The organism is Flavobacterium tructae, assembly GCF_001853485.1.
In the GTDB taxonomy this organism is placed as follows: domain Bacteria; phylum Bacteroidota; class Bacteroidia; order Flavobacteriales; family Flavobacteriaceae; genus Flavobacterium; species Flavobacterium tructae.
The window spans coordinates 1,150,525-1,162,702 of sequence record NZ_MIKE01000011.1 but is presented as its reverse complement, the minus strand read 5'-3'; the positions used below and the strand labels follow the sequence as shown (position 1 = coordinate 1,162,702).

General features: G+C 37.0%; 9 protein-coding genes. 3 read left to right on the top strand and 6 right to left on the bottom strand.

Features of this window, described 5'->3' with window-relative positions; genetic code table 11:
- Positions 1-30: 30 nt before the first annotated feature.
- From accB to pdxA, 5 genes are all read right to left on the bottom strand, one after another.
- Entirely contained in the window at positions 31-522 is a 492-nt protein-coding gene (gene accB, locus BHE19_RS06960; RefSeq protein WP_017496277.1) for an acetyl-CoA carboxylase biotin carboxyl carrier protein, read from the bottom strand.
- Positions 523-545: 23 nt separating this feature from the next.
- The gene (locus BHE19_RS06955) at positions 546-1,544 is read right to left on the bottom strand and encodes a beta-ketoacyl-ACP synthase III (RefSeq protein WP_017496278.1); all 999 of its coding nucleotides are present in this window, start codon (positions 1,542-1,544) and stop codon (positions 546-548) included.
- A gap of 173 nt (positions 1,545-1,717) precedes the next feature.
- Positions 1,718-1,912, bottom strand: a complete 195-nt coding sequence (gene rpmF, locus BHE19_RS06950) for a 50S ribosomal protein L32 (protein ID WP_007137315.1) — start codon at positions 1,910-1,912, stop codon at positions 1,718-1,720.
- Between the two features lie 9 nt (positions 1,913-1,921).
- The gene (locus BHE19_RS06945; protein ID WP_017496279.1) at positions 1,922-2,464 is read right to left on the bottom strand and encodes a YceD family protein; all 543 of its coding nucleotides are present in this window, start codon (positions 2,462-2,464) and stop codon (positions 1,922-1,924) included.
- 106 nt (positions 2,465-2,570) lie between these two features.
- Positions 2,571-3,620: a 4-hydroxythreonine-4-phosphate dehydrogenase PdxA gene (gene pdxA, locus BHE19_RS06940; protein ID WP_070906468.1), complete on the bottom strand. Its 1,050-nt coding sequence runs from the start codon at positions 3,618-3,620 to the stop codon at positions 2,571-2,573.
- A 57-nt stretch (positions 3,621-3,677) separates the two neighbouring features.
- Between pdxA and BHE19_RS06935 the strand changes: the two genes are divergently transcribed.
- Positions 3,678-4,268: a riboflavin synthase gene (locus BHE19_RS06935; protein ID WP_070906467.1), complete on the top strand. Its 591-nt coding sequence runs from the start codon at positions 3,678-3,680 to the stop codon at positions 4,266-4,268.
- A 34-nt stretch (positions 4,269-4,302) separates the two neighbouring features.
- Here BHE19_RS06935 and BHE19_RS22585 read toward each other — a convergent pair whose 3' ends face one another.
- Positions 4,303-4,515: a hypothetical protein gene (locus BHE19_RS22585; RefSeq protein WP_123923407.1), complete on the bottom strand. Its 213-nt coding sequence runs from the start codon at positions 4,513-4,515 to the stop codon at positions 4,303-4,305.
- Positions 4,516-5,278: 763 nt separating this feature from the next.
- Between BHE19_RS22585 and BHE19_RS06930 the strand changes: the two genes are divergently transcribed.
- On the top strand, positions 5,279-5,722 hold the full coding sequence (locus tag BHE19_RS06930; RefSeq protein WP_070906466.1) for a hypothetical protein: 444 nt from the start codon (positions 5,279-5,281) through the stop codon (positions 5,720-5,722).
- Positions 5,723-5,754: 32 nt separating this feature from the next.
- Positions 5,755-12,069: an Ig-like domain-containing protein gene (locus BHE19_RS06925; RefSeq protein WP_070906465.1), complete on the top strand. Its 6,315-nt coding sequence runs from the start codon at positions 5,755-5,757 to the stop codon at positions 12,067-12,069.
- The last annotated feature ends 109 nt before the right edge of the window (positions 12,070-12,178 follow it).

Here is a 12,178-nt window from a genome sequence, read left to right as displayed (position 1 = left end):
TAAAATCTAAAATCTAAAATCTAAATTTATTTATGATGGATCAACTAAGAATAAAGGTTGGTCAAATTCTACAGGAGACATATCGTCAACAAGAATTTTTACAATTTTACCTGAAACTTCCGATTCGATTTCGTTGAATAATTTCATTGCTTCAATTACACAAAGAACATCACCTTTTGCGATAGTGCTTCCAACTTCAGTAAATACTGGTTTGTCTGGAGATGGTTTTCTGTAAAAAGTTCCAATAATTGGAGATTTAATAGTAATGAATTTAGAATCTTCAACAGCAGCAGCAGGTGCTTCTGCACTTACATTTACAACTACAGGAGCTGTTTGTTGAGGAACAACTGCTTGTGGCAATGCTGCCTGAGCTGGTAATTGCTGTACATAAGTAGCTTCAGTTACATTCGTCTCTAAAGTTGTTCTGATCGTGATTTTTACATCATCCATTTCCAACTTTACTTCTGCAACACCCGAATTTGCTACAAATTTGATTAGGTTTTGAATTTCTTTTAAATCCATAATGATTCGTTTTTAGTTTTGATTTATTTTTTATCGTATGCCCATTTTAGGTAAATAGATCCCCAAGTGAATCCTCCACCAAAAGCGGCAAAAATAATATTATCTCCTTTTTTAAGCAAATGTTCAAAGTCACTTAATACTAATGGCAACGTAGCTGAAGTGGTGTTACCATATTTTTCAATATTCACCAATACTTTTGAATCCTCAAGATTCATTCTGTTTGCAGTAGCATCGATGATACGTCTGTTTGCCTGATGTGGCACTAACCAATTCACGTCCTGATTCGTAAGATTGTTTCTTTGCAAAATCAATTCGCTGGCATCGGCCATATTGGTTACAGCGTATTTAAAAACGGTTTTTCCGTCCTGAATAATATTGTGTTGTTTGTTTTGTACGGTCTCCGCTGTAGTTGGAGTTAAAGAACCTCCTGCAGAAATTTTAAGAAAATCGCGTCCTACACCGTCGCTTCGTAAGTATTCATCTTGTAAGCCTAAGCCTTCATAATTAGGTTCGAATAAAACGGCTCCCGCTCCGTCGCCAAAAATAATACAAGTTGCTCTGTCTGTATAATCTACAATTGATGACATTTTATCGGCACCAATTAATAATACTTTTTTATATCTTCCTGACTGCACATAAGCTGCAGCGGTAGACATTCCGTATAAGAAACTTGAACATGCCGCCTGCAAATCATAAGCAAATGCATTGGTAGCTCCAATTTCTGTCGCAACAAAAACTCCTGTAGAGGCTACCGGCATATCTGCTGTAGCTGTTGCCATTATAATCAGATCAATCTCTAACGGATCAATATTAGCTTTTGCTATTAAATCCTGTGCTGCTTTTATAGCAAGAAACGATGTTCCTTTATCAGCATCTTTTAAAATCCTTCTTTCTTTAATTCCGGTACGAGTAGTAATCCATTCGTCATTGGTATCGACCATCGTTTCCAAAACTTTGTTCGAAAGTACAAAGTCGGGAACGTAAGCTCCAACAGCGGTAATTGCGGCTGTGATTGTATTCATTATATTCTATTATTTCGTTTCAAATACAGCGTATCTGAAAAATTTTTAAAAGACTTGAAAATTACAAAAAAAAACGAAATTAATTTGCAGTTATTTTCTTAAAAAAAGAAAAGTATAACCAACAAAAAAAACTCTCACTATGTGAGAGTTCCAGTATCATTTACAAAAACGTATTAAGCAACCGCTACAGATTTATCGATAACAACTTGCCCTCTGTAGTACATTTTACCTTCATGCCAGTAAGCTCTGTGGTATAAATGTGCTTCTCCAGTAATAGGACATGTAGCGATTTGAGCTACAGTAGCTTTATAATGTGTTCTTCTCTTATCTCTTCTTGTTTTCGAGATTTTTCTCTTAGGATGTGCCATTTTACTATATTATTTATCCGTTAATAGTTTCTTTAATTTGTCCCAACGCGGGTCAATATCTTCTTCTTGTTTACTCTCTTTTTTCTCTTCTTTAACCGTTAGCTCATTCAGTTTTTTTAAAGCGTCAGTTTGCAAACTGCCGTCTTTCACTCCCGGATGAACTCGTTTTAGAGGTACCGACAGTGCAATCATTTCATAAATGTACTGGGCTACATCAATTTCATGCTCTCCATGCGGTAAAATTAAAAGCTCTTCATTATCGTTATTGAATTCTTCTCCAAAACGAACAATTAATTTCATTTTACCTTTTAAAGGCAAATCAAAATCTTCGCTTGTCAGATCACAAGGTACATTTACAGTCCCTTTGTGTTTGAATTCCAACTCTAACATGTTGCTTTTCTTATCTAAAACTAAACCTACTTTGATATCTGAACTTTGAAATTCGTCGTAATCAAAGTTCGCAAAGAACGTGTTACTTATTTGATACTCAAAATGGTGTTTTCCTAGTTTTAATCCTACGAAAGGAATTAAAAATTCTTTTGTTTTGCTCATTTCAACATCAATTTGTCCAATCCGTATCTAAAACTCAGATACCTGAATTGGGGTGCAAAGATATAAAATTATTATAAAACTAATAATCTTATTCACCTTTTTTTGTTTATAACTGTTTTTCTTTTATTTTGAGTGGTTTTTCAGTAATCTCCTCATACTGATTACGCGAGCGAAAAATATCTATTGCAAGATAAACTGCCTCCTTAAATGAGTTAAAATCTGCCATATCTTTTCCGGCAATATCATAAGCCGTACCATGATCCGGTGAGGTCCTAACCTTATTCAAACCAGCCGTATAATTCACTCCTTTACCAAACGACAATGTTTTAAACGGAATCAATCCCTGATCGTGATAAGTAGCTACAATAGCATCATACTTCTCATATTGACCACTTCCAAAAAAACCATCTGCCGAAAATGGTCCAAAAACCATAGTTCCTTTTTCAAAAATCTTTTTCAAAGCTGGCTTCAAAATCAAATCTTCTTCTTTCCCAATCACACCACCATCACCACTATGCGGATTCAATCCTAAAACAGCAATTTTTGGTTTAACAATACTAAAATCCTGAACCAGTGATTTTCTGATTGTTTCAATCTTTCTAACGATTAATTCTTCTGTCAAATGCGAAGAAACCTCATTCAGCGGTACATGATCGGTAAGCAAACCTACTCGTAAATTATCCTGAACCATCATCATTAAAGCATTTCCCTCTAATTCTTTGTCCAAATAATCGGTATGTCCCGGAAATTTAAAATCTTCCGATTGAATGTTGTATTTGTTTATTGGTGCCGTTACCAAAACATCTACCAAACCTTCTTTTAGCGCTTTGGTAGCCGCAACAAATGATTTAATTGCGTATTCGCCAATTTTCTCATCATTTTTACCGAAGTTAATATCAACCCCTTCTTTCCAAAGATTAAAAACATTGACTTTTCCCGGCAAAACCTGCTCTAATTTATCTACACCGTGAAACTGAACAGTCGACGTGAAGCTCTTTTTAACAAAAGAAAGTATTTTGGCGTTTGCAAAAATAACTGGCGTACACATCTCCAACATACGAGAATCTTCGAATGTTTTTAATATAACTTCGCTTCCAATACCGTTTAAATCTCCAACCGAAATTCCAACAATTATATTTTCTGCTTTTTTATTCATGAGCTCAGATTATTTATTACTAATTTTGATGTGCAAATTTAGTAAAATAAAACCAAAATGTTCACAGGAATTATAGAAACCCTAGGAAGGATTCACGAAATAAAAAAAGATCAAAACAATCTTCACATCACAGTTGACTCCACAATCACTAATGAATTAAAAATTGACCAAAGCGTTTCTCATAACGGAATCTGCCTGACGGTTGTAGCTATAAAAGATTCATTTTATACCGTAACCGCTATCGACGAGACCATTTTAAAAACCAATATTAGCGACTGGAAAGAAGGCGATATTGTAAATCTGGAAAGAGGAATGAAACTTGGAGACCGTCTGGACGGGCACATCGTACAGGGGCACGTTGACCAAACCGGAACCTGCATTAAAATCGAAGAAGCACACGGAAGCTGGAATTACACTTTTGAATACGACAAAAACCTCAGCAATATTACCATCGAAAAAGGCTCTATTACGGTAAACGGAGTAAGCCTGACGGTAGTAAACTCAAAAACAAACGAATTTAGCGTTTCGATTATTCCTTACACTTTTGAAAATACTAATTTTAAAAACTTCAAAGTTGGGACTAAAATAAACCTTGAATTTGACGTTGTTGGAAAATACATTTCAAGACTTTATGCGATAAACAAATAATTTACAGAATATACCCATAAAAAAAAGCTTCAGTTTACGCTGAAGCTTTTTTTATTTTATTTCGATATATAATTGTAATCCCTAAAACAATGGCCACTATTGCCAAAAATACTAAATGATCATCTATTGGCACTATTTCCGGATCATTCGGATCGTCTGGTGGAGGCGGAGGTTTTTGCGCCAAAGCACTAAAACCATTCATCAAGGTCAGGCAAACTGTAAAAAAAACGATCTTTATTGTCTTCATAATTTTAACATGCTGCAAAACAGCAAGGTAGGTTGTTAAACTTATTTTTATCTACTACAATTCTCACAAAAACAGGGGCTTACAGCGAATTGTGCGACAAATGTATAAGATTTTTATAGAACCACAAGGTTTAAAACAAAAAAAGCAAAACAAAAATAATCTGCCCATTTTGCCGTAAGAATAAACTTTAAAGTATCAATCCTCCACTGCTATTTACGTATATTTCTGTCTGTTAGTTTTCTATTTCCACAAATCAAAACTCCTTTTTTTATCACAATAAATCAGGATTGCGTGATTTACGAAAAAAAACACATCCTTTTTAGTTCATTACATTGTTATTTCGTAAAACCACCTACTCTAAAACACGAGCAACTGCTTTATATTCAAAAAACCAGATATTAACCAAAAATGACCTCCCATTACACACCAATTACAGTTGTTACAATAGCCCGTTAAAAGCAAGGCCAAAGAGATACTTTTGTCCTATATAAAACAAAAATTTGAGTCTATTTCTAATCAAAATAAGTTTTAAACCGCGTTTTCTTTGAATTCTAAATCAGGGAGTAAATCAGCTATTATCAGAAAACAAAAACACCTGATTTAAAGAAAACTAACTCAATTCTGACAACTTAACTTATGTCTTTTTATAGTAAGTTTTTTATTTAAAAAGATTCATATACAAAGAAAAAACGAAAAAAGTTCATTTCCATTTTTGCTTGCTTACCCCCTTAAAAACAGACAATTAATTCAAATCTATTATCAAATGAGGAAAACTACTATTATACTGCTTCCATTGTTGTTCTTTTTGCAACTGTCAATTGCCCAATCACAGATTAAAAAGGAAAAACTGAAAGAGTTTCGTAAAAGTGCGAAATGGAAAGAAATGATGAAGGACCCTAATGCAAATTTCGACGAAACTAAGGTTGCTTTTGAGGAATTTTGGAAAGGAAAACCTAATCCGTTAGAATTGATGGAGGGAGAAGAAGAAGCGTTGGAAGAATTAAAAGAAAGATCCTTTATTTCCAGACTCTTTAAAAGCAATAGGGTACTAAAAAAAGAATCGCTTCAGTACGCTGAAGATTTTAAGAAATTTAAATTTTGGAGAATCCAAAGTGAAGGGTTTGTAAAATCTGACGGAAGGGTAATGACTCCCGATGAAATTCAGGAGATGGTCCAACAGGAACTACAAAGCAGGCAAAAAAAATAAAAAATAATTTCCCGATAATCTTAAAATAATCTATGCAAACAAATCTACGTATTGCAGTGTTACTTGTATACTCTCTTTTCTTTAACCTTACAAGTGCTCAAAATTCTGCTCCGAATTGGAAAAATATCGGCCCTATACCCTTTCCACAGAAAACCATTGGTCAGGTACACGGTATTGGACGTTGTCTTCAGATTAAATTTCACCCCACAGATCCTAACAAAATGTATGTTGCCAGTGCTTCAGGGGGGCTGTATCAGAGTAATGACAAAGGTCTTAATTGGACTTCATTAGGAACCGATCAAGTTATTAATGCTTCGTCTTCCTCCATAACTGTAGATCCTACTAACAATCAGGTGATTTATTGGGGAACAGGTGATGCAAATTATTCTTATGATGGTCTGGGGGTCTATAAAACGATCAATGGAGGAGCCACCTGGACAAAATCTAATTCCGGAATGGATAATCGATTGGTTAGAGACGTACTTATTCTTCCCACAGATAGCAATACTATCATTGCGGCTACCAATAACGGTATCTATAAATCGACAGACGCAGGGGCTAATTGGACCTTACAATCTGTTTCTGGCATTGAAGTTCAGGATATCTGCTACAAACCGGGCACAAACGGTCAGATCATTTATGCAACAGCATCTAAAAATTTTTATCGTTCTCTTGATGCCGGAAGCAGCTGGACTGAAATCACTTCTCCAGCCTTTGTATTCGGAGCTAACGGAACAAGAGTATCGGTTTGTGACGCCGATCCAAATGTTGTTTATGTTGCCAATGTTGGTGCTAATGCTATAGGAGAAATTTACAGATCAACAGATGGAGGAAGCACCTTTACAAACATGCGTTCGACTACGGAGTGTATTGCCGCATATTCGGCATCAGGGGGCGGCCAGGGAGATTATAATTTTGATTTTGAGGTCAATCCTGTTAACTCAAATGAGCTTTATGTATGTGCTCATGTGATATGGCGTTCTACAGATGCAGGTGTTACCTGGGTACAGCAACAATCCTCCTGGTCAAAGGATCTTCATACCGACCAACATCATATTGTATTTGATCCTTATGTTAGCGGTCAGCTCTGGAATGCCAACGATGGTGGAGTCTGGAGCAATACAGCCAATGGAACAGGAGCATGGACTCCAAAGTCTGACGGTATTGCAGCCACCGAAATTTATCATGGTGCTCTTGGTAAAACGAATAGAAACCTACAGTATATAGGCACACAGGATAATGGCGGATTTTACTATAATAACGGTATCTTTTATAATAACAGGGCTGGTGACTATGGCCCATATATGTGGTTTGATTATTTAAGTAATTTTTACTCTGAGTCAAACAAATATAAATGCCCCTATCCTCCTGGCTCAGGTTCTTGTGTAGATTTGAATCTGCCAGAAACCCCATCGGGCGGAAAATTTGCCTTCACTCCGGAAAATGCCGATATTGCTTACCACGCTAATGCCGGAAAAATTTACCGCTGTCTTAATCTAACTTCAGCCTCTCCTTCCTGGACACTTATTTACACTGTACCATCTGGTACCATAAGAGACCTCCAGATAGATCCCGGTAATGCAGATCGTTTATATGTATTTACAGATTTACCTGCATTATACAGATCAGACAATGCAAAGACTGATGCCTCTTTTGTTCAGACAACACTTCCTTCTACATCGACTAATGGTTCTGTAGCTCCCATACCAAATTCAGATGTTGTATACTTAGGACTTGGAACTACTATTTATCGCTCTGTCGATAAAGGAACAACATGGACCCCTACAAAAGGATTTCCTTCAGCACAAGTTCAAAAAGTGGTGGCCGATAACAAAAGTATAAATGAGGCGGTCTATGCTTCTTATGCCTTGGGTGTTTATTATAAGGACATCACTAAATCCTCTTGGATCAATTACTCTTCAGGCCTTCCTATAATTTGCAACATAACAGATATGGATATCTATAATGATGGTATTTCTAAAGGCATATTGACCGTTTATTATTATGGGAGAGGGGTATGGCAGAGTGATCTAGTCCCACCTCCGAGTAACATTATGGTGGCTATGACTTCGCCAGTCAACAATACAACATTTAGCGGTCCGGCTACTATCAATCTCAATGCTACTGCTTCTGTAAGCTCAGGAAATATTAGCAAAGTAGAATTCTATAATGGAACTACCTTACTGAGTACAAGCACATCCTCTCCCTATAATTATGTGTGGACTGGAGTATTGCCCGGAAACTATGATCTGACGGCTGTGGCTTATGATAATCTGGGAAATAAGAAAAGCTCTTCCTTAGTAACTGTTATGGTGACTTTAGTTTGTAATAAAGTCACAGGAATTGCCTTTGGGACCGCTCCTTATTACCACTATACATGTGATAAAGCTTTTGACGGAGATATAAACACCTCTTTTGATGCTGATGATTCAGAAGATCCAGCTTATGTCGGATTAGATCTTGGAACAGCAAAAGTGATTACAAATCTCCGATATTATCCAAGAGATTCGCGAGCAGGAAGGATGACAGGTGGGAAATTTCAGGGTTCTAATACCTCTACTTCTGCCGGTTTTGTTGATCTGTATACCATCCCAACCGAGCCAAATTATGCCTGGCATGACGTTAGTATACCTAACAGTACAGCCTACAGGTATTACAGATATTGCACTCCACCCGATAATTATGCTGATGTCGCTGAGATTGAGTTCTGCGCTTCTAATGAGCTTCCAACAGTAAACATTACAGCACCAATCAATAATAAACTTTATGCTACTGTTCCTGCGAATATAAACATTACAGCAACTGCTTCTGATGCAGATGGATCGATAAGCAAAGTCGAATTTTATCAAGGGGCAACTTTGCTTGGTATTGTTACCTCAAGTCCCTATTCGTTTAACTGGACGGGAGTTCCCAGCGGCACTTATCAACTTAATGCAAAGGCTTATGACAACCTAAATGCTGTAGCGGTTTCCTCTAATATTACTGTAATAGTAGGAAATCAAAACCCAACAGTTTCCATTATTTCACCTGATGATTATGCTGACATTCCAAATCCTTCAGCTATTACTATTTATGCAACAGCCTCTGACGCTGATGGTACGATCAGTAAAGTAGAGTTTTATAATGGCACCTCTTTGTTAGGAACTTCAACAACCAGCCCATACAGTTATAACTGGACCAATGTACCTATAGGAACTTACACGCTAACCGCTAAGGCGTATGATAATAGCGGCGGGATTACAAGCTCTTCACCTATCACTGTTAATGATATTTTCCCTTGCTCTACACTTTCGGGCAGTACTTTTGGCACTTCTCCCTGGACAGCTGGTTATGAATATGATAAAGCATTTGACGGAGATATAAATACAAATTTTAGTGCTAAATCTGCTAGTTCAGGTTATACCGGATTAGATTTTGGAACAGCAAAAGTGGTTAAAGCAATACGTTTTTATCCAAGAGAATCTTTTGAAAAAAGAATGACAGGTGGAAAATTCCAGGGTTCTAACACCTCTACTTCTGCTGGTTTTGTGGATCTGTATACCATCCCGACCGAGCCAAGTTATACCTGGCAAGAGGTTAGTATACCTAACAGTAAAGCCTACAGGTATTACAGGTACTTATCTCCCAAGAATGGATATTGTGATGTAGCGGAAATTGAGTTTTGCGGATTAAACGATACAAAGGTAAGTATTAGTACTCCTGCTAATGCTGCTACTTTTATTGCTCCGGCAACCATTAATATTGCCGCTGATGTAAATGGCGCTGTAAGCAAAGTGGAATACTATATAGGAGCTTCTATACTTGGCACATCCACTAACAGTCCATACAATTATAACTGGACAGGAATAAGTAGCGGATCATACAATCTGATAGCAAAGGCTTATGATAATACGGGGGCGGTTACTTCTTCGGCTCCAGTAAGCTTTACTGTCAGAAATAATATTGCTCCAACAGTAAGCATTACCACTCCGGCCGACAAGGCAATGTATACTGCCCCGGCCACTTTCGATATAGCAGCCACAGCTAATGATACCGACGGAAAAATAGACAAAGTAGAATTCTATAACGGCGCTACACTATTAGGAACCGTTAATACAAGTCCGTATTCTTTCAATTGGAAAAACGCAGCCGCCGGAACGTACACCTTAACTGCCAAAGCTTACGATAATAATGGAGTTGCCACCAGTTCTTCCGCAGTTTCAGTGAGAGTAAACCAACCTCCTACAGTAAGTATTAACGCTCCGACCGACAAGACAATTTATACGGCTCCTGCCACTTTCGCTATAACAGCCACAGCGAACGATACCGACGGAAATATTAGCAAAGTAGAATTCTATAATGGCACTACCCTGTTAGGAACCGTTAATGCAAGTCCATATACTTTCAATTGGAAAAACATAGCTGCCGGAACGTATTCGTTAACGGCCAAAGCTTACGATAATAACGGAGCTGTTACCACCTCTTCAGCAGTTTCAGTCAGAGTAAACCAGCCACCCACAGTTAGTATTACCACTCCGGCCGACAATGCAATTTATGTTGCTCCTGCCACTTTTGATATATCCGCCACAGCTAAAGATGCCGACGGAAGTATAGACAAAGTAGCATTCTATAATGGTGCTACACTTTTAGGAGTAGTTAATGCAAGTCCGTATACTTTCAATTGGAAAAACGTAGCTGCCGGAACGTACACGTTAACAGCTAAAGCTTACGATAATGACAACGATGTTACCACTTCTTCTGCAATTGTAATTACAGTAAATACACCTGTCAATCAATCACCTTCAGCAGCCATTACTGCTCCTGCCAATAATACTGTATTTACAGCTCCTGCAAGTATTACTATCGATGCTGTAGCAACCGATTCTGACGGAACAATATCTAAAGTAGAATTCTATAACGGAGTATCTTTATTAGCAACTTCAACAACCAGTCCCTATACCTACAATTGGAAAAATGTGACTGTGGGAACTTATGCCATAACGGTAAAATCATATGATAATGCAAATGTAACAGCAACATCAGCCGTGGTAAATGTGGTCGTTAATAATAATCATGCCCCATCAGTAAACGTCACTTCTCCTGCTGATAATACTACATTCATTGTTCCCGCAACTGTTACAATCGATGCTGAAGCAGCCGATTCTGACGGAACAATTTCTAAAGTAGAATTCTACAACGGAGCAACTTTGTTGTCGACTTCAACAACCAGTCCTTATACCTACAATTGGGAAAATGTGACTGCCGGAACTTATGCCATAACAGTAAAAGCATATGATAATGCAAATGCAACAGCAACATCAGCTGTGGTAAAGGTAGTCGTTAATAACAATCAGGCCCCAACAGTAAGACTTACTGCTCCTACTGATAATACTACATTCATTGCTCCTGCAACTGTTACAATCGATGCCGAAGCAGCCGATTCTGACGGAACAATTTCTAAAGTAGAATTCTACAACGGAGCAACTTTATTATCGACTTCAACAACCAGCCCGTATACCTACAATTGGGAAAATGTGACTGTGGGAACTTATCAGATAACAGCAAAAGCGACAGACAATACCGGAAACGTCACCAGCTCGACTCCTGTAATTATTGCTGTAAAAGCCAGCCCAATTATTAGTATGATTTCTTCTTCTGAAAATAATCAGGTAATAGATAATGGGAAAGATATTTTATTCACTTTCGATGTGACTGATCCTGATGCTGTATTGTCATCTATTATTATTAAAGACAACGGGGAAATAATTTCTACAATAAATAAATCTTCTTATTCATTTGTTCTTACCGATATAAGTCCCGGAGATCACTATTTCACGGCAATCGCTATTCTTAAAAATGGTACAAAATATACATTTGCGAGTTTAAATATAGTAAGTAAAAATTGCAAAAGTAAAGAATGGAATACTTCAACTGATTATTTAACTGGAGATCAGGTAATCTATCAAAATATTATTTACAGGGCTTTAGCAGTTAACAAAAATAAACAACCTAATCAGGACCAATCCACTTGGTCTAATATAGGAACTTGTGAAAATTTGATAGTTAAAAATCCTCCTGCAGTTAAACCTAAGTATATGTTATACCCAAATCCATGCACCACACATTTCAATATCAAATTTATGGATTGCGAAGGGAAGAGTTTTTACTATAGCATAATGGATGTAAACAGCAGAATCTTAAGAGAACAAAAAAGCGAGAGCATCAACAATGCCATATTTGAGAAAGAGGTAAACATTCAGGGATTACCTTCCGGAACATACATAGTACACATTCATTTAGATGAAAGGATATATAGTGAAAAGATAATTATCATAGAAAAGCCTTCTATGTATAAGAGAAAGAAATAATGCTTTTTACTATCATTTTATGTTACATGGAAAAGCATAATTAACACTCATAGATTTTAGGAATTATGTAATCCCAACGTTTTATAATACCATATCAACAACTCTTCTA

Excerpts from the sequence above, each read along its gene's own strand:
- accB (WP_017496277.1), bottom strand. The coding sequence starts at position 522 with ATGGATTTAAAAGAAATTCAAAACCTAATCAAATTTGTAGCAAATTCG.
- BHE19_RS06955 (WP_017496278.1), bottom strand. The coding sequence starts at position 1,544 with ATGAATACAATCACAGCCGCAATTACCGCTGTTGGAGCTTACGTTCCC.
- rpmF (WP_007137315.1), bottom strand. The coding sequence starts at position 1,912 with ATGGCACATCCTAAGAGAAAAATCTCGAAAACAAGAAGAGATAAGAGA.
- BHE19_RS06945 (WP_017496279.1), bottom strand. The coding sequence starts at position 2,464 with ATGAGCAAAACAAAAGAATTTTTAATTCCTTTCGTAGGATTAAAACTA.
- pdxA (WP_070906468.1), bottom strand. The coding sequence starts at position 3,620 with ATGAATAAAAAAGCAGAAAATATAATTGTTGGAATTTCGGTTGGAGAT.
- BHE19_RS06935 (WP_070906467.1), top strand. The coding sequence starts at position 3,678 with ATGTTCACAGGAATTATAGAAACCCTAGGAAGGATTCACGAAATAAAA.
- BHE19_RS22585 (WP_123923407.1), bottom strand. The coding sequence starts at position 4,515 with ATGAAGACAATAAAGATCGTTTTTTTTACAGTTTGCCTGACCTTGATG.
- BHE19_RS06930 (WP_070906466.1), top strand. The coding sequence starts at position 5,279 with ATGAGGAAAACTACTATTATACTGCTTCCATTGTTGTTCTTTTTGCAA.
- BHE19_RS06925 (WP_070906465.1), top strand. The coding sequence starts at position 5,755 with ATGCAAACAAATCTACGTATTGCAGTGTTACTTGTATACTCTCTTTTC.